Source organism: Paenibacillus rubinfantis, from assembly GCF_001486505.1.
Taxonomy (GTDB): Bacteria; Bacillota; Bacilli; order Paenibacillales; family Paenibacillaceae; genus Fontibacillus; species Fontibacillus rubinfantis.
Genome location: NZ_LN909064.1, coordinates 514557 through 533141, shown reverse-complemented (window position 1 = coordinate 533141; position 18585 = coordinate 514557). Strand labels below are relative to the sequence as shown.

The 18585-nt window shown below is 55.7% G+C and carries 11 protein-coding genes, 1 tRNA gene and 1 riboswitch; of the genes, 7 read left to right on the top strand and 5 right to left on the bottom strand.

Features of this window, described 5'->3' with window-relative positions; all coding sequences use genetic code 11:
• Window positions 1-77: 77 nt before the first annotated feature.
• The gene (locus BN3277_RS10615; RefSeq protein WP_059042400.1) at window positions 78-680 is read left to right on the top strand and encodes a cupin domain-containing protein; all 603 of its coding nucleotides are present in this window, start codon (window positions 78-80) and stop codon (window positions 678-680) included.
• A 143-nt stretch (window positions 681-823) separates the two neighbouring features.
• Complete coding sequence (locus BN3277_RS10610; protein WP_059042398.1) at window positions 824-1465, top strand: FMN-dependent NADH-azoreductase; 642 nt, start codon at window positions 824-826, stop codon at window positions 1463-1465.
• A gap of 183 nt (window positions 1466-1648) precedes the next feature.
• Here BN3277_RS10610 and BN3277_RS10605 read toward each other — a convergent pair.
• Both BN3277_RS10605 and BN3277_RS10600 read right to left on the bottom strand, forming a co-directional pair.
• Window positions 1649-1721 (bottom strand) — tRNA-Thr (locus tag BN3277_RS10605).
• Between the two features lie 79 nt (window positions 1722-1800).
• Window positions 1801-2100, bottom strand: coding sequence for an MTH1187 family thiamine-binding protein (locus BN3277_RS10600; protein WP_059042395.1), 300 nt, complete (start codon window positions 2098-2100; stop codon window positions 1801-1803).
• A 491-nt stretch (window positions 2101-2591) separates the two neighbouring features.
• Window positions 2592-2847, top strand: a riboswitch (cobalamin riboswitch).
• Between the two features lie 179 nt (window positions 2848-3026).
• On the opposite strand from BN3277_RS10600, the gene BN3277_RS10595 reads away from it, so the two are divergent.
• The 5 genes from BN3277_RS10595 (at window position 3027) to BN3277_RS10575 (ending at window position 12156) form a co-directional block, all read left to right on the top strand.
• Complete coding sequence (locus tag BN3277_RS10595) at window positions 3027-5003, top strand: anaerobic ribonucleoside triphosphate reductase (protein ID WP_059042393.1); 1977 nt, start codon at window positions 3027-3029, stop codon at window positions 5001-5003.
• A complete protein-coding gene (gene nrdG / locus BN3277_RS10590) occupies window positions 5000-5518 on the top strand; it encodes an anaerobic ribonucleoside-triphosphate reductase activating protein (protein ID WP_059042391.1) in 519 nt (172 codons plus the stop codon). The genes BN3277_RS10595 and nrdG overlap by 4 nt, the downstream gene beginning before the upstream one ends.
• A gap of 225 nt (window positions 5519-5743) precedes the next feature.
• Window positions 5744-8077, top strand: coding sequence for a ribonucleoside-diphosphate reductase subunit alpha (locus BN3277_RS10585; protein ID WP_059042389.1), 2334 nt, complete (start codon window positions 5744-5746; stop codon window positions 8075-8077).
• 860 nt (window positions 8078-8937) lie between these two features.
• Window positions 8938-9969, top strand: coding sequence for a ribonucleotide-diphosphate reductase subunit beta (locus BN3277_RS10580; protein WP_059042387.1), 1032 nt, complete (start codon window positions 8938-8940; stop codon window positions 9967-9969).
• Between the two features lie 168 nt (window positions 9970-10137).
• Entirely contained in the window at window positions 10138-12156 is a 2019-nt protein-coding gene (locus tag BN3277_RS10575) for a Na+/H+ antiporter (RefSeq protein WP_059042385.1), read from the top strand.
• A gap of 168 nt (window positions 12157-12324) precedes the next feature.
• Here BN3277_RS10575 and BN3277_RS10570 read toward each other — a convergent pair whose 3' ends face one another.
• The 3 genes from BN3277_RS10570 to BN3277_RS10560 are packed head-to-tail and all read right to left on the bottom strand — an operon-like array spanning window position 12325 to window position 18569.
• The gene (locus BN3277_RS10570) at window positions 12325-14955 is read right to left on the bottom strand and encodes a beta-mannosidase (RefSeq protein ID WP_059042383.1); all 2631 of its coding nucleotides are present in this window, start codon (window positions 14953-14955) and stop codon (window positions 12325-12327) included.
• Window positions 14956-14997: 42 nt separating this feature from the next.
• Window positions 14998-16587: a response regulator transcription factor gene (locus BN3277_RS26225; protein ID WP_059042382.1), complete on the bottom strand. Its 1590-nt coding sequence runs from the start codon at window positions 16585-16587 to the stop codon at window positions 14998-15000.
• Window positions 16584-18569 carry a cache domain-containing sensor histidine kinase gene (locus BN3277_RS10560; protein ID WP_059042381.1) on the bottom strand — a complete coding sequence of 662 codons (1986 nt, stop codon included), beginning with the start codon at window positions 18567-18569 and terminating at the stop codon, window positions 16584-16586. The genes BN3277_RS26225 and BN3277_RS10560 overlap by 4 nt, the downstream gene beginning before the upstream one ends.
• Window positions 18570-18585: the final 16 nt, after the last annotated feature.

Genomic DNA, 18585 nt, shown 5'->3' with positions numbered 1-18585 from the left:
GACTCATTTTTGCAGCTAAGCACGTGGCCGAACGATAGGCATATGATGGGTAATAAACCTTGGAGGTTATGTGAAAGATGAATTACATTCCCGGACCCTACCCTGGCTTGTCGTATTCCTCACCGTATTATCCTTCTCCTTATCCTGATCCTTACTTCGTTCACGCGAATCAGCCTGCATATTACCCTGCCCGCTTTCCCGGCGATGTCCAACCCGGCCCCGTATATCCTGAATATCCCTCTTCTCCTGGAGCGATTGACCCTTGGAGTCGGCAACCGCTCCAGGATTATGGGCAACAGCCTTTTGTCATCGACATTAGCGAGGCAACGGAGCGAAATCAAACGTTTCGAACGGCTTTGTGGACCGGCCAGCATTTTCAGGTCACCTTGATGAGCATCCCCGTCGGGGAGGATATCGGCCTGGAAGTTCACCCGGGCACCGACCAATTTATACGGGTTGAAGACGGCCGAGGCGTCGCCCAAATCGGCGATCGGGCAGACCATTTAACTTTCGTGCAAAACATCGATGATGACGACGCTGTCTTCATCCCTGCCGGCAAGTGGCATAACATCATCAACACCGGCAACGAGCCGCTAAAAGTGTATGTTATTTATGCGCCGCCGGAGCATCCGTTTGGCACGGTCCATCGGACGAAAAGGGATGCGATGGAGGAAGGTTAACACCTCGAGACAAAGGGAGGTTCGCTGAGAATCTCCCTTCCCTTTTCTTATTTATAATCTCAAACCGCTGCTTGTAGTCACAAATTGATACCTCCGGTTGTCTAATAGGTGTAATCAAAAAATAGAAACTGGAGGAACCATCTATGAATAAACTGCTGATCATTAACGCACACCCAGAGGCGAATTCAACTTTATCGTTTAGTTTGAACGTCTTAGATTATTTCTTGAAGATCTATAAAGAGCATCAATCCGGCGAGGAGATCATCGAACAAATCAACTTATACGAGGACATTGTCCCCATGGTGGACAAGACGGTGCTACACGCATGGAGAAAACAAAGAAACGGAGAAGAGCTAACAACCGAAGAACAAGAGGTTACCCGAAAGATGGACAAGGTCCTTCAGCAATTCAAAAGCGCCCGGAAATATATCATCGCTTACCCTTTGCATAACTTTAACGTGCCGTCCAAATTAAAAGATTATATGGATAACATCATGATTGCGAAGGAAACCTTCAAGTACACCGAAAATGGCTCCGTTGGTCTCCTTAAGGATGGACGCAGCATGGTTGTCATCCAGGGCAGCGGGGGGATCTATACCAACAACGATTGGTACACCGAAGTCGAATACTCCTATAAGTACCTGAAGTCGATGTTTCAATTTCTTGGGATCGAGGATTTCGACATCCTCCGGGTCCAAGGAACCGACATTTTAGATAAAAATGAGGTTTTGCAGAAAGCCTATTCCGAAGCGGAAAAAGCAGCGGTTCAGTTGGCTTTGAAGTAAATGAAGGGGAGGCTGCGACGAAGAGTTCTATTGTGGATAATCCTCTCCCGCATTGAAGAAAGTTCGTAAACTTTCCATCATGACCGTACTCGCAATATAGTTATCAATGCCCGTGGGTGCCATTCGAAACAAAAAACGCGCCCCCCGAAAACCTCGGAAGGCGCGTTACGCTTGCATATAGGATGCTGGTGAAGGGATTCGAACCCCCGACCTACGCATTACGAATGCGTTGCTCTACCAGCTGAGCTACACCAGCAAGTTCGTTTTTAGCGAACAAAATTTATTATACCCCGATTTCAAAATAATGCAAGCGCAAATGTCTGGAAAATTGCAGATCACAATTTCTCGCGAACGGAGCGCAGCTTCTGCTCGGAGGAGCTGGCTTTGTCGCGGCGGTCATCGATCTTGATCGACGTTGAGACGCGGCCGGCGCCCGACTGGAACGGCGCTTCATGGATGGCGCGAATGGCGGCGAATACGTCGTCCAACGGACCTTCAATAATCGTGCTCATCGAGGTGAGGGTAAATGTGATGCCCTCCTGCTTCTCCAGTACCCGGTGCAAGTCGGCAACATAAGCGCTTAGGCTGGTGCTTCCCGTTCCGATCGGAATAACGGTAACTTCGGCGATTGCCATTATGGATCGCTTCCTTCCTAGATTAGATTTGTTATCAATCACGAGCTTGTTATTCAACCTACCTCCCCATTCTACCCATCCTTGCTCCCGAAGATCAACCGAACTCTAACGGACTCCAACGCTCTTATTGGTCTCCAATCATCCCAATTTGAATTTTAACGGACCGTAGAGCCTCTATTTACCGAAAAATCGCCCAATTCGTACGCCATTGCACCAAATAAGGTCCATGGAGTCCGTTAGATTCTAGAATCGCCAGAAATGGCGGAAATAACGGCTTCTCCGTCCGTTAGACAAATATCGACCGTACAAGAGCGCCCGCAACTATTCTCCTAGTTCCTACGACTCAATTAAAAAATTTCACAATTCATCTCGTCCCCCACTCTCCGCATCACTGCGCGGCCCGGAGATTTTCACGAGGTTTTCAGCCCTTTTTCATCGTAAATCCCCCGTTTACAAACACAACATCTTGGGCTATCCTTAGATCAACGCAACAAAATATAGTGTGAACGGGTGATTCGGCGGCGGACAAGCCGCCGGACCTTAAAAGGGAAGTGCGGTGCAAATCCGCTGCGGTCCCGCCACTGTAATCGGTAGCTAGGTTCTGAAGACGAAGCGGTTCATCGAACTCGTCTTTAAGACCCAGCCGTTCGACTGACCTATATGCCACTGCGGCTTGATTCATCGGCTGCGGGAAGGCGTCAGCAACGATCCGAAAGCCAGGAGACCTGCCCGTTTGGAAGACACCGACGGAAAACCTGCGAGGAACAGGGATGGTGTCCGCTTGCCGCTGAACCTTAGGGCTTATGTTTCTATGCCCAACGTGAACGTTATGATGCAGCGCATTCGGGCATGTCCACCCTCGTCGGGTTGGACATGCCCTTTTAGTATGGGATAAAAACTTAGTTTCTGGGGAGGAGAACTTTGTTATGGCATTGCTAAACCAAAAGTATACCGGCCGGGATACCTTGCTGGATGAAGTCATTCAATTAGGCGAGGAAATCGTGCATAGCCGCAACCTCGAGGTGCTGCGGGAGAACGCCAATTTGAACGGAGAGAGCTTCTCCGGCAAGATGAGTAAATTCGGCAGCGAGTATGCCAAGTGGTACGCAAGCCATTTCGTCATGCCGGCCCGCTTGGTGCAGGCGATTCAGGACAACATCGTCTACGTTCACGACCTGGATCAATACGCGATCGGTACAACCAACTGCATCTTTATCCCGTTCGATAAGCTGCTGCGGGAAGGCTTCAACACCGGGAACGGCAGCGTACGGCCGCCAACCTCGATCATGACGGCGATGGCGCTGGTGGCGATTATTTTCCAATCCCAGCAAAACTCCCAGTACGGAGGCGTATCCGCAAACAAACTGGACTTCGATCTCGCCCCTTACGTTGCCAAATCGTTCGCCAAGTATTTCCGCAAAGGGCTGGAATACTTCGAAGAAGGCGATGCAAGCGCCGAGTTGGGCGACATTGCGATGAGCCGCAGCGACCTGCGCGACCAATATCCTAAAGCCTTTAAATATGCGCTGAAAGAAACCGAAAGCGAAACGCGGCAGGCCGCCGAAAGCCTGATCCATAACCTGAACACGATGTCGAGCCGGGCCGGCGGACAAATCCCGTTCACCAGCATTAACTATGGCACCTGCACTTCGCCGGAAGGGCAACTGGTGATCAGCTCCCTGCTCACCGCCACAATGCGCGGACTGGGCAGCGGGGAAACGCCGATTTTCCCGATTCAGATTTTCAAATGTAAGCAAGGCGTCAATCAGAACCCGGGCGAGCCAAACTACGCCCTGTTCCTGAAGGCGGCGGAATGCTCGGCCAAACGGTTGTATCCGAATTTCGCCAACCTTGACGCCCCGCTTAACCTGATGTATTACGACCCATCGAATCCGGACACGGAATTCGCCACGATGGGCTGCCGTACTCGCGTGCTGGCCGATCGATTTGGACGGAATCATCTGTCCGGCAAAGGCAACCTTTCCTTTAATACGTTGAACCTGGTCAAGCTCGGCTTGGAGCACGGCATCGCATTGGGCCATCGCAAGGAGGCCGACGAGCGCGGCTTCTACCGCGAGTTGACGCATTATATGGATATCGCGCTGGAAGGTCTGCTGCACCGCTTCAAAATCCAGTCCTCGCAAAAAGCGAAGGCTTCCGATTTCATGATGCGTGAAGGTGTCTGGGAAGGTGGCGAGGCGCTTGCTCCGGACGATACGGTAGGTGACTTGCTGAAACACGGCAGTTTGTCCATTGGGTTCATCGGGCTGGCCGAATGCATGAAGGCGATGTACGGGAAGCACCACGGCGAAGACGAAGCGGTTTATCAAAAAGCATATGATCTGATCGCCTACATGCGCGATTATTGCGACTGCCAAAGCCAAATTCACAACCTGAATATCACGTTGTTCGCCACGCCGGCAGAGGGGCTGTCCGGCAAGTTCACTAAACGCGACCGCGCGGTATATGGTCCGGTTCCCGAGGTGGTGGACCGCGAATATTACACGAATTCGTTCCATATTCCGGTCTATTACAACCTCAGCGCTGCCCGAAAAATCGAGCTGGAGGCCAAATTCCACGGGCTGTGCAACGCGGGGGCAATCTCTTACATCGAGCTAAACGGCAATGCCCGCAGCAACCCGGCGGCGTTCCTGAAAATCGTGCAATACGCCCTGCAGCAGCAGGTCAGCTATTTCAGCATCAACCATCCGATCGACCGCTGCTCGGCCTGCGGCTTCGAAGGCATCATTGGGGCGACCTGCCCTTCTTGCGACAGCCATGAGAATGAGGTGCATATCCGCCGCTTGCGCCGGGTCACCGGTTACCTGACCGGAGACTTCCAAACGCGGTTTAACGCCGCCAAACAAGCCGAAGTGCGCGACCGGGTTAAGCACGACGCATGAATCTATGCGGCTACTATCCGGAATCAATTAATGAAGGCGAAGGCCTGCGGGCTGCACTCTTCATCAGCGGCTGCCGACATTACTGCAAGGGCTGTTTTAGCCCAAAGACCTGGAACTTCGATTACGGTGAACCGCTGACCCTAGAGCGCGAAGCCGAGATTATTCATGACATTAAAAATAACCCCCTGCTAAGCGGTCTATCGATCCTTGGCGGGGACCCTTTTTTCTCCGCTGCCGAGGTCAGCGGGTTGATCGACCGGTTGGTGGCCGAAACGGGCCCCCTATCGATTTGGATTTACAGCGGATATACCTACGAAGAATTAATAGAACGTCCTGACTCCCCTGAATATGAACTGCTGCGGCGCTGCGAGGTGCTGGTTGACGGACGATTCGTCGAGGAGCTTCGTGACCCTTCTCTTCTCTACCGGGGGAGCTCCAACCAACGGCTGATCGATATTCAACAAAGCCTGCGGCAGGGACAAGCTGTCTTATGGGAGTCGATATTCTCATTCTAGCTATACCAAAAAGCTGACTTTTTGATCACGAAGGATAGAAGTTTCTGGTATAATTAAAAGCCTGTGACCTTCGTCACAGTCTGACAAACTTCATCACGGAGCGCAAACGGATTTGCGCCCCCTTTTTCGCCTATTATCTATAATTTGAAAATTCACGATTTGTGATAACGTTGGCGATATGCAGCAATTATCCTACCTTATTTCACGAAAGCGAGGATTCATCTGATGCCCACTCTAGTGACGAAACCAAACAACCGACAGCTTGCGTTTGACGGCGAGCGCCTTGGCGTTTATGCCGACCGGATTTTGCAAGGATTACATAACCTCGATAAAGAGCGCCTGCTGCGCGGTGTCAATGCGAAGCTCCGTCGCGACGACGTAACCGGTGAAGAAATCAGCAATGCGTTTACGATGTCATCTCTGGAGCTGGTCACAAAAGAAGAGCCGGATTGGAAATTCGCCGCCGCTCGCTCCCTGCTGACTTCCCTCTATAAAAAAGCGGCGGTTAACCGCCGTTACAAAGCTTACCCGGAGGAGCCTTACGGCTCGTTCCACCATTTGATCACCGAGCTGTGCAAGCTGGGCATTTACCGCGAGGAATTGCTCGAGTGTTATACAAAAGAACAAATCGAAGAGCTGGGCCGTACGATCGACCCGTCCTGCGATCTGCTGTTCGACTATATCGGCCTGCTGACGCTCACCGAACGGTACCTCGCCACTGACTTCGATGGACGGACGATGGAGCTGCCACAGGAGCGTTATATGGTCATCGCTATGTACCTAATGCACAAGGAGCCGGAAGAGAAACGCTTGGAGCTGGTGAAGGAAGCGTATTGGGCGATGAGCAACATTTATATGACCGCCGCAACGCCAACGATGTCCAATGCCGGCAAAAAAGTCGCCGGCCAGCTGTCCAGCTGCTTTATCGATACGGTGGACGACTCGCTTGAGGGCATCTTCGACTCCAACACCGACGTGGCTCGCTTGAGCAAAATGGGTGGCGGGATCGGCGTCTACCTCGGCAAGGTCCGCGCCCGCGGCTCCGATATCCGCGGCCACAAGAACACCAGCTCCGGCGTTATCCCTTGGATCCGCCAGTTGAACAATACCGCCGTCAGCGTCGACCAGCTTGGAACGCGGAAAGGCGCGATCGCGGTTTATCTGGACGTTTTTCATAAGGATATCCTCGCTTTCCTTGACTTAAAGCTGAACAACGGGGACGAGCGGATGCGCGCCCATGACGTCTTCCACGGCGTGTGCCTGCCCGACCTGTTTATGGAGGCGGTGGAAGCCCGCGGGGAATGGAGTCTGTTCTGCCCGCATGAAGTGAAGAAAACGATGGGCTGGAAGGATGCGAACGGACGCGCTTTGGGTCTGGAAGACTTCTACGATGAAGAATTCGGGAAAGGCAGCTTTCGCGAAAAATACGCCGAGGCCGTCGCCCACCCTACGCTTTCGCGCATTACGATGCCGGCGATCGATATCATGAAGCGGATTTTGAAATCGCAGTTGGAGACCGGTACGCCTTACATGTTCTACCGCGATACCGTGAACCGCGCTAACCCGAACCGCGCGCACGGAATGGTCTACTCGTCCAACCTGTGTACGGAAATTATGCAAAACCAATCGCCGACGGTGGTCGAGCAAGAGGAACTGGTGACCAAGGATGGCCAAACCCGGATCGTCGTATCCAAAATCCCGGGCGACTTCGTCGTCTGCAACCTGAACTCGATCCACCTGGCCCGCGCAGTGCCGGCGGGCGTTCTGGAACGGCTGGTGCCGATTCAGACGCGGATGCTCGACAACGTCATCGATATCAACAATATCGAAGTGCTGCAGGCGCAGTACACGAACAGCCAATATCGGGCGATCGGGCTGGGCACGTTTGGCTTGCACCACCTGCTCGCGCTGGAAGGCATCCGCTGGGAATCCAAGGAAGCCGTGGCATACAACGACGCGCTTTACGAAAAAATCAACTTCCTGCTGGTCAAATCCAGCATGGAGCTCGCCAAGGAAAAAGGCAAATATCCGAAGTTTGCCGGCTCCGATTGGGAAACGGGGCATTACTTCGAAGCCCGGAACTACACGGACGGCACGCGGGAAGGTAAATTCGTAACAACGGAGCAATGGCGTGAACTGCAGAAGGAAGTTCGCGAGAACGGCGTGCGTAACGCCTGGATGTTTGCGATCGCGCCCAACGGATCAACATCGATCATCGCCGGCTCCACCGCCAGCATCGATCCGTTGTACGAGCTGCTCTCCTATGAGGAGAAGACCACATACAAGATCGCGAACCCGGCACCGGACCTGTCCGAAAAAACGATCTGGTATTACAAAACGGCGTTCCTGATCGACCAACACTGGTCGATTGACATGGCCGGCGCCCGCCAGCGCCATGTCGACCAGGGGCAAAGCTTCAACCTGTACGTGCGGCCGGACATCAAGGCCACCGAGTTCCTGGACTTGCATCTGCATGCCTGGAAAGCTGGGCTGAAGTCGACGTATTATGTGCGCAGCCGGGCGTTGACGATTGAGGAGTGCGAGAGTTGTGCCTCATAGGGGTCTCAACCCTCCCCACCCCTCCCTTACCGTAAGGGAGGGCGCCCGAGGGCCTGCTGCCCTCTGGTCTCCCGCAAACTGGAGGAACGTGGGAGGGACTGAGGCGCTCCTGCCGGCTATCCCCTTCGGGGAGGCGCCTTGGCTACGTGCTAGGAACGCTTTTCCCCCTTCGGGTACGTCTTACTTTAGGCGCTCCCGGGTCACCTGGTAAACCGTGCTGCTCAGGACTGCTGCTTTCGGCGCACCCGAGGGACATAGGCGGGATGAGCCGCTTGTCGCCCTTCGGGCCCGCTCTACTGCGGCGCTCCTGCGAGAGCGGAGACTGCGACGCCGACGGTAAACGGTACTACTGCGTGCGTAACCCTCGTTGTCCCTTCGGGATGCACTTACTACTGGAGCAAAGATTAGTTAGTTAATAGACGAGTGTGCGGCATAGCCTTTCTAGGCGTAACTACGTGCTAAGAGGCGCTGTCCCCTGCGGGGATGCGCTTGCTTTTAAAGAACTAATGAGCAGTGGGGGCGGTTGTAGTGCCACTTCGTGCTCGGAGGCGCTGTCCCCTAAGGGATGCGCTTGCTTTTAAAGAACTAATGAGCAGTGGAGGCGGTTGTAGTGCCACTACCTGCTCGGAGGCGCTGTCCCCTGCGGGGATGCGCTCACGTTTTGAGCATATATCCATGCGGGGAATGGGCCAGAGGGTGAAATGATTCTGAAGAAGCGGAGCGTTCGCCTTTGCGAGTGGATTTCTACTACTTCTGAATCTAGTTCAATCAGAGAAATCCGCGAGCAACAGCGATCGTAAGAACATTTCAGCCGGCGGCCCCCTCCCGCATGAATCACCACAATTAAGGAGCGAAATCCCATGCAACTTCAAACGATTTTTAACACCGAAGCGCCGAATAAATCAACGCGGATCATCGGCGGCGAATGTTCGGGTATCCTGAACTGGAACGACATCCGCATGCCGCATATGTACAAGCTGTACAAAGTGCTGCTGCTCAACCACTGGATCGCCGACGAGATCCCGATGGCTAAAGACGCGCAGCAATTCGCCCTGCTTGACCCGGAGGAGCAGCGCACCTTCAAGATCAACATCTCGCTGCTGGCGGTGCTCGACTCGATGCAAACGATGTTCGTCGGCGACGTGAAGCGCTACTTCACCGACTCGTCGCTGGAGGCGATTTCGGCGATTATCGGGCAACAGGAAGTGGTACATAATCAGTCTTATTCTTATGTGCTGTCCTCGATTGTTTCGGAGCAGGAGCAGAAAGAGATTTTTGAATACTGGAAGCATGATCCGGTGCTGCTGGACCGCAACAAGTTTATCTCCGATATCTATCAGAACTTCCGCAACAATGCGACGCCGCAGACTTTTTTTGAAGCGCTGGTTGCGGACCTTATTCTTGAAGGCATTTTCTTCTACAGCACGTTTGCGTTCTTCTACAATCTGGCGCGTGATCAGAAGATGATGGGCACCAGCCAGATGATTTCGTATATCCAGCGGGATGAGAACCAGCATTGCTACTTTTTTGCCGAGGTATTTAAGCAACTGCTGATCGATTATCCGGAGCTGAATACGAAAGAGAATATCGACTACGCGTACCGTACGATCGACCGGGCGGTGGAGCTGGAAACGAACTGGGCCCATTATACGCTAAAAAATGTCCAAGGCATCGACTTAAACGAGTTGTCCGATTACATCAAATACATCGCCAACAAGCGTTTGACGTTGATGGGACTGGACAAAGCCTACCAAGGCGTCGATATCAACTGTATGCCATGGATTAAACCGTTCTCCGACGAGGCGCTGAACGCGACGAAAACGGATTTCTTCGAAGCCAAATCCCGTAACTACGGCAAGGTTGGCGACGACAACGGGTTCGACGACCTGTAAAAGAGAGATATCCTGCAATTCAGCTCTTCCGCATTGGCTGTGGAAGGGCATTTTTTTCGCAAAAAAATTATTCTTATTTAACTTCGGTTTAAAAAAACAGGTTATAATAACCCTACCAAAATGGCCCAGTGCCTCATCCCTCATCTTTCGGAAGGACGGTTTACCTTTATGGATTTACTCATCACCGTTATCATGCTACTCATCTGTATTGTGGCCTCGAACATCATCAGCCACTATATCCCGTTGATCCCCACGGCGCTGACCCAAATCGCCCTTGGGATTATCATTGCGCTAGCCTTCAACGGTTTTTCGTTGGAACTCGAGACCGAATGGTTTTTGCTCCTGTTTGTTGCGCCCCTGTTGTACAACGACGGCAGGTACTTCCCCCGCGACCAGCTATGGAATATGCGCGGGGCGATTCTCGGTAACGCCATTATTCTAGTCGTTTTAACAACGTTGGGAGGCGGTTATCTCATCCATGCCGTCATTCCCGACATTCCGCTGGTCGCTGCATTTGCGCTGGCGGCAATCCTCTCCCCTACCGATCCGGTGGCCGTCAATGGGATTGCCAAACGGATTCATCTCCCGGAGAAGGTGTTAAATCTCGTTCGAGGGGAATCGCTGATCAACGATGCCTCGGGCCTGGTAGCCTTCAACTACGCGGTTGCTGCCGTCGTGACGGGGTATTTTTCACTGAAGGAAGCCTTATTTGATTTCACCTATATGTTCATTCTCGGGGCTATCCTGGGTCTGGTGCTCAGCTTAATTATGACCTGGATCCGGTTTTCCTTGCTCAAACAAGGGATTAAGGACGCCACACTGCATTCGCTGCTGCAAATCCTGACACCGTTCCTAATCTTTATCGTCACTGAGGAATTCCTGCACGCTTCCGGCGTAATTGCCGTGGTTGTGGGCGGGGTTGTGCACTCGTTGCTGCGGGAGCGGACGGAAACGATGCTGGCCAAAGAACAGCTGCTCACGGAAAACATCTGGTCCACCGTGCTGTTCATCCTGAACGGGATCGTCTTCCTGCTGCTCGGGTTAAACATCCCGTCGTCGATCCAGGCGACGGTTGATAACCCGAATATTAACAATGTGCTGGCGATCGGATATGTGCTGGTCGTTGGGATTGGCATCTTGGGGATTCGCTTTATTTGGTCGCATCTCTTTGCCATGTATGAACACCGGAAGGCCAAAGGGAATAACGTTGAAAGACCTACGGTAAAATCCAGTCTGCTGTTGACCCTAACCGGGGTCCGCGGCACGGTTACGATGGCCGGGGTATTATCCATCCCCTATGTGGTTGCCAGCGGCGGACCGTTTCCGGAACGGTCATTGATTTTGTTTTTGGCGGCAGGCGTCATCTTGTTTACGTTAGTGGTGGCCACGATCTTCTTGCCGATCCTGAGCAAGGGGGGCGCATCCGGCGAAGAAGCCGGCGAGTTCCTCGATATGAACGAGGCTCGGACCCGCGTGCTGCGGGTAGCGCTGAACAAGATCAAGGAAGAAATGGACGAGGATAACAAAACTGCGGCCTATCAGCTGATGGACGAGTACAGCCGCCTGCTTCAACCCGCCTTGGATCAATGGGGCGCCGAGCGGCTGGATCGACCGGCCATGCTGGGTAAAATCACCGAGCTGCACCGGGCCGCACTGAAGGTGGAACGCAGCTATATTCAACAGACCATGCAGGAAGGCGGCATGGATAAAGAGATGTACGAAACCTTCGAGAAGGCCTTGGATCACCGGGAAGAAAAGCTGTCACAAAGCGGACGCGCCCGCTTCTTCTTTATGGTCGGCAGTACGGTGCGGGACTTCCGGCGTGCGAAACGTAAATACAAAGATTACGACATGAAGGTCGTAGGGCGGGACATCCACCTCCGGGCACTGCAAGCAGCACTCGAGTATTTACAGGGCTTGAAAAAAGGGGACGAATCGGACAACCTCGTTCAATTCGTCATCCTGGACTACAAGCGTGCGATCGGTCGGCTGAAGGGCAGCGGTGATCCATTTAACGAGAAGACGGAAGCGCAGAAGGAAGAGCTGCGGCTGCTGGTGATGGATGCCGAACGGGCGGAAATCAACCGGATGTTCGAAAACGGCGACATCCACCGGGAACAAGCCCGGGAGTTGCGCCGAACGATCAACCAGATTGAAAGCATCACCCTTTACGAGCACGAGGAGTAAAGTGAAAAGGCGGCCCCACATCAAATGTGGGGTCGCCTTTTTGGTGCGGGGCGCGGGGAGGTTGTGCCGGGCATCGCCACTTAGCCACAGCCACAGCCGCAGCCGCTCCGTCGCGCCCGCCCCTAGCAGCGTATGCCCGGCTGCGTTCCGGCGTTCAACGCGCCGCCCCTAGCAGCGTATGCCCGGCTGCGTTCCGGCGTTCAACGCGCCTACCCGCAGCGCTGCCCACGGCAAGGGCCGGCCCTCGGGGTGCCGGAGATGGACGGTCCGCTGCTCGCCGGGCAGCAGGTCGAAATAGTTGTCGCTGAAGCGGACGCCGCCCAGCGGCAGCTCCAGCTTGACCAGCCGGGCGACGCTCCGGCCCGAGGCCGTGACCGTGACGGTCTGCTCCGCCTCGTCGACCTGCACGTCCAGCTCAGCCACCGGCAGGCGCAGCTCCTTCGGGTCGCGCAGGTAGTAGTGGTTGGCCGGTGCGGCGAACCCCGTGGCGCTCAGCTCCACCAGGACCTCCTCCGGCGCCAAGCCGGCAAGGGCCTCCGCCTCGCCTAGGCTCCCGAGCGGCAGCGCCGTTTGCGGAGGGACTTGCACCGCAAACGAAACCTGCCGTTCTGCCGCTACGACGCCACCAAGGGACAAGGGATGCACCGTTAATGTCACGGTCCCCTCCAGCGGCTCCAGCGTATCGTTGACGACCCAGACGCGCAGCGGCTCGCCCGGTTCATGCTCCAACGACAGGAGCACCGGGTGAAAAAACGTCTTCCCATAGTAATACGACGCCTTCGGCAGCCGCTCGTAATCGATCATCGACCAGCTTGTCCCCGGCCAACTGTCGTTCAGCTGCCACACCAGCGCGCCGCTGTTGCGATGACGATGGCGTCGGAAATGCTCAATGCCATACTTCAGCCCCTCCGCCTGAGTCAGCATGGAGAAGTTCAAATACTCCTCGATATCCCGCGGAATCCCCGTATACCCCTCCATCAGCAAAATCCCTTTGCGATGGTTCGTATCCTTGTTCCGGTATGCCATCTCGGCGCTTCCCCAGGTAAACTGCCCTTCCGGAATGTTTTTCTCCAACGTGTACCGATTCGCTGAAGCATGCATGCCAAACTCACTGCTGAACAAAGCGAAGTCTTGCTTAAAGTTCTTGAACGTAACCCCTTCGATACTATAATCCAGCAACGGTTTCTCGCCCTGCATACGCGGGTAGACCGAACCGTGCCACACTTGCCAGTTGTGACGGTCCCCGTGGTTCGGATCGTTGGCGTCATACCCCTCCTGGGCCCCGTACGGTGACGAAGGCCAATAGGAGCGATGTGGATCCAGCTCCGCCAGCAGCCCGGGAATCAGCTCATGATAGATCGTTTCCCCAAAAAACGGTCCGGTAATATCCCCCGCCGCCGCCTTCATGTCATACAGCCAGTCGATTTCGTTGTTGCCGCACCAGAGCGCCAGCGAAGCCCGATTCCGCAGCCGCTTGACGTTATCGACGATTTCCTGCCGCACATTATCCATAAAGTCACGGTTGAAGTCCGGAAACAACGCATTGGCAAAAGCGAAATCCTGCCACACCAGCACGCCTCGCCGATCGCATTCCTCGTAGAAAACATCCTTTTCATAAATGCCACCCGCCCATACGCGCAGCATGTTCATCTGTCCTTCCACGGCCAGCTCGACCAGCTCGCGGTACGTGGACTCTGGAATGGATCCGATCAGATGGTCCGCCGGGATCCAGTTGGCCCCTTTGGCGTAAACCTTAATGCCATTAAGAATAAAGGCAAAAGACGGGTTGCCATCGGGATCTTGCAGCGACAAATCCAACGTCCGTATGCCAAAAGACTGCTGATAACGATCCACTTCTTCGCCGCCAACAACCAGCGTTACCTCCAGCGAGTACAGATAAGGCTCGCCTAAATCATGCGTCCACCACCGCCGCGGCATGGCGATCCGCAGTTCGGCCGACGCCGCTCCCTGCGTTCGGAACGCACGGGGGAAAGCTTGCCTCAACGCGGCCTGCCCGCCCGCAGCCTCCGCCTCGGCGCTCTCCAACACAGGAAGCTCAACGGACGCTACCTCATTCCTCTCTGCGTCGATCAGCCTCGCGACAGCAACCGCCTTCGTTCCGGAACGGAATGCCTCCGCCTCGGCTTTGACCCGGATGACCGCTTCCTCCGCTGATGCGGACAACGTTGCGGCATATACGCCGGTCAGCTTGGCCCTTCTCCGGCGCTCCAGCCGAACCGGCCCCCAAATGCCGGCCGTGACGACCCGCGGTCCCCAGTCCCAGCCGAAATTCATCGCCGCCTTGCGGATCCACGGGCGCTCCTTCGTATACGAAGACCATTCGAACCGCTCTTTGTCACGGTAATGCAGTTCCAGCGGATCAAATCGGATCGCCACCGTATTTCGCCCTTCATGGACGATCCGCGTGATATCAAAGGGATAACGACGGAACATGTTGGAGGCCAAACCGATCTCATGCCCGTTGACAAAAATGGCCGCAAACGTATCCAGCCCTTCGAATACCAGCTCGATTCGCTCGCCTTCTTCCCCAGGTACGGCGTCCAGCTCAAACGTCGTACGGTACCACCATTCCTTCCGCTCGATCCAGCGGCATTTGGCATCGTTATGCCCGAAATACGGAGGCTCGATAATGCCGCGCTCCAGCAGCGCCGAATGGACATCGCCCGGGACGCCGGCCTCGATCCAGAAGCGATCGTCCAACCCGGGGGCGGCCAGCTCCAGAGGTGGCTTCTCCCCAACATCAAAATGCTGCAGCTTCCATGGCCCCGATAAAATCATGAATCGTCCCTCTTTTCCCGATGGTGATGTTGGTTGGGCAGGCTAACCCCCGCCCGCTGTGAGGCCCGCCGGATCGTAACCCAGCGCCTCATCGCGAAATTCGCTAGGCGTTTTGCCCGTATGCTTCTTGAACAGCCGGCTAAAATATTTCACGTCCTCGTACCCGGTTAGACCGGCGATTTCGCTTACTTTGGCCGGGGAGACGGCCAGCAGCTCCATGGCTCGGCGCATGCGCAAGGCAATGACGTAATCGCCGAAGGTGCTGCCCGTCTCCTTCTTGAACAGCTCGCTTAGGTGGCCGGGGTGCAAATGCACATAAGCCGCCACCTGCTGCAGGCTTAGCTCCTCTGCCGGGCAGGACTCCATATAAGCTTTAGCCCGCTGCACGTGGGAAGCCTGCCCCTCGCCAAGCTGGTTATGATACAAAGTCATCACCGCATGCAGATGGCGGAACAGCTCCTCCTTCAACTTGGCCCCTTCAATCGGTTGCTGCCAAGGCTCGAAGCGGGCCGCCCCCTCCTTCCCCAAAGCCCGGAGCGTTCGCTCCAGCCAACGGTGGGCGGCAACGGCCGCCGATTGCAGGCAGGCCTGATACGATTCCGGCGTGCATTCCGGGTCTGCAGCCAACTCGTCGGCCAGCCGATGCGTCCAGGCTCGCAACGCCATCGGGTCCTGCTCCAGCAAAATCGAACCCAGCCCATTCTCCTCTTCTTGTGACAACACCGTTCTGCCGCCCTTACGCTCGGCAACTTCCCGGTAATCCAGCAGCTTTACGCCGGGCAACAGATCATGGTAAGCAAAAGCGGCCGCCGCCGTAAGATAACTTTGATGCACCTGATCCGCTTCCTCCACGGCAATTCCGGCCGCCAAGCGCAACCGGCAGTTCAGCAGGTTTTCGATCCGTTCCAGCATCCCTTTGAACCGTCCTGCCGTAAAGTGCGCATCCCCCCAGCTCGAGTCATCGGTCACGCCTACGATTTGACCTTGATGGATCAACACCGCCGAACCGGGCAGCAAATCCTCCAGCATATTTTGCACGGCAAACCGCAGCAGGGAATCCGCATTCTCCTCCTGGCCCCAGCCGTCGGCGGACACAATCAAAACCTGCCATCTCTCGGGTCTGTCCGCTTCCCTCTCCTGCTTCCCGCGGTCGGGAAGCGCCGGAACGGCCCCGGCCTCGCCTTCGATCACCCACTTATGCAGCTGCCGCCGCCGTTCTTCCCGGGCCTGCCGCTGCGCACGGGAGTCTTCGGCCCGCCGCTCCAGCAGCCGCTGCTTGGCCTGAAGCACCGTACGGATGATCTCCTCCGGCTTGCTTGTCTTCAGCAAATAGTCGCCAACGCCCTGGCGGATCGCCTGTTGAGTGTAAGCAAAATCCCCATACCCCGACAGGATGATCACTTCCAACCCCGGCAGCAGCTTGGCGGCTTCTTCCGCCAGCTCCAGACCAGTTTTGCCGTTCATACGAATATCGGTGATCAAGATATCCGGCCGCTCCGCCTCCAGCCGTTCAAGCGCCTCCTCTGCGGAAGCGGCCGGCGAGAGCAGATGAAGCCCCAGCTCGCTCCAGGAAATGACGCTGGCGAGCCCGGTCCGGATAATCACCTCATCATCTACGATTAACACATTCATGGCGATCCCTCCATGATCGGAATGGAGAACGAAACCTGCGTCCCCTCGCCTTCCCGGCTATCCACGGTAAGCCCCGCTTCCCGTCCATAGTGCAACAGCAGCCGCTCGTTGACGTTGCGCAGCCCATACCCGGCGGCCAATCCCGCTGACGAAGCAGCAGACGCCGCCGAGGCTGTCGAGGCTACCGAGCCCCCCGAAGTCGCCGAAGCCGACGAGATAGACGGAGTCACCGGGGCCACTGCCGGATCCCTCGTAGCTGCCGCCTCGGCCAAAGCCGCTCCAGGCATCCCCGTCGCTGTCGGCATAGCCTCCGCCTCCTCGCCCCCAGGCAAAGCCAACGCCTGACGAACCTCCCGCAGACGTTCTGCGCTCATGCCAAGACCGTCATCCATGACCATCACGTTCATGCGTTTCCCCTCCGGTTGGATCAGGATCGTGATCGTCCCGACCCCATCGCGCTTTTGAATCCCGTGAATCAAGGCGTTCTCCACCAAAGGCTGGAGCAGCAGCTTTAGCATCCATTTGTCCAGCAACCCCTCGTCCACGATATACTCAACGGCAAACTTATCGGGAAAACGGATCGATTGGACGCGCACATAGTTGCGGATATGCGCCACCTCCTGCTCGACCGGGCAATAATCCCGGCCCTGATTCAGGCTGATACGCAAAAAGTCGCTTAATCCTTCTACCATATCGGCGATTCGCCGCTCCCCTGACATCAAAGCGATCCAATGGATCGAAGACAACGTGTTATAGAGAAAATGCGGGTTGATCTGCGCCTGCAACGCTCGCAGGTCGGCCTCCTTCTTGCGCGCTTCCCCGCGGATAACCTCCCGCTTTAATTGCTCGATATGCGCGCCAAGCATATTGTAGCTGTGGCCCAGCCGGCCGATCTCATCGTCCGAGGTCGCCGGAAAACGCGGCAGCGGCCGCTCCGGATCGATTCGCGACAAGTGGCGGGTTAACACGCGCAGCGGCCGGGTGATCCGGCGCACCGTAAACCAAATAAGCAGTGTGCACGCCAAGACAGATACGCCTACAACCTCGGCGGTTAACGTGAGAATGTAGCGGTTTTCCGCGCGATATTGGTCGTAAGGCACGCGCCCCACCAGCATCCAATCGGTCAGCGGCTCGCGGCGATATAACACCGTTGACTTTTCGTCCCCTTCGCCGTAGATGACACTCCCGCTTCCGTTCCCGTTCACGGAAGCGGCGTTGGGAAGTCCATCTCCGTCGTCCGCAGCCGCAACTCCGCCCGGGATCAACGCAAGCAGGCCGGGCGCGTAATCTTCCAGCGGCCGACCTAACCTGGACTTGCCGGTTGAGGACAGGATCGTCCCGTCTACACCAACCAGCTCCACTTTGCCCATCCCTTGACCAAACTCCGGCGATTCCAGGTTGCGGGCCAGCTCTTGTTCATCCAGGCTGATCGCCAGCCAACCCAGCCGGCGAAAGTCATAGATGCTGCGGATCGGCCGGAACAAGGTCATCACCTGCTCCATCCCGGCATAATCGCGGATGGCGTACACGCCGGACCACGTTTTCCCGCCGCCCGCAAACGCCTTGGCCGCCTCCGCCGGAAGCTCATTTTCATACCAGGTGGCCGTCGAGAGGCGCCCCTCGAACCGCTCCGGATAGATGGCGATATTGGCGATATAAGGCTTGGAGGCCGCCAGATTGGTCATCCGTCCGACCAGCTCCGTTCGCTTGGCCTCGTCGTCCTCCGGGCCGGTCAAATACGCCTGCAAATCCCGCTCCCCGATCAGGAAGATCGACAGCGTTTCGATATCCTCCAGCATAAAGCGCAAATTGGCGTCCATTTGCTTCAGCATGTCGCTCCCGGTTAGCTTCGTCTTTTCCTCCGTAATGTTGGAAGAGATCACGAAGGCGAATATCCCCAAGGCCAACATCGGCACGATCATGGACCCTGCGACCACCACCGACAGCTTGCGTTGAAGCGATGTAGCCAACCACTTGTGCATCTGACGCTCCCCCTTT

Coding starts and splice junctions, on each gene's coding strand:
- BN3277_RS26225 (WP_059042382.1), bottom strand. CDS start 16,587: ATGAATGTGTTAATCGTAGATGATGAGGTGATTATCCGGACCGGGCTC.
- BN3277_RS10570 (WP_059042383.1), bottom strand. CDS start 14,955: ATGATTTTATCGGGGCCATGGAAGCTGCAGCATTTTGATGTTGGGGAG.
- nrdG (WP_059042391.1), top strand. CDS start 5,000: ATGAATCTATGCGGCTACTATCCGGAATCAATTAATGAAGGCGAAGGC.
- BN3277_RS10585 (WP_059042389.1), top strand. CDS start 5,744: ATGCCCACTCTAGTGACGAAACCAAACAACCGACAGCTTGCGTTTGAC.
- BN3277_RS10615 (WP_059042400.1), top strand. CDS start 78: ATGAATTACATTCCCGGACCCTACCCTGGCTTGTCGTATTCCTCACCG.
- BN3277_RS10580 (WP_059042387.1), top strand. CDS start 8,938: ATGCAACTTCAAACGATTTTTAACACCGAAGCGCCGAATAAATCAACG.
- BN3277_RS10560 (WP_059042381.1), bottom strand. CDS start 18,569: ATGCACAAGTGGTTGGCTACATCGCTTCAACGCAAGCTGTCGGTGGTG.
- BN3277_RS10610 (WP_059042398.1), top strand. CDS start 824: ATGAATAAACTGCTGATCATTAACGCACACCCAGAGGCGAATTCAACT.
- BN3277_RS10600 (WP_059042395.1), bottom strand. CDS start 2,100: ATGGCAATCGCCGAAGTTACCGTTATTCCGATCGGAACGGGAAGCACC.
- BN3277_RS10595 (WP_059042393.1), top strand. CDS start 3,027: ATGGCATTGCTAAACCAAAAGTATACCGGCCGGGATACCTTGCTGGAT.
- BN3277_RS10575 (WP_059042385.1), top strand. CDS start 10,138: ATGGATTTACTCATCACCGTTATCATGCTACTCATCTGTATTGTGGCC.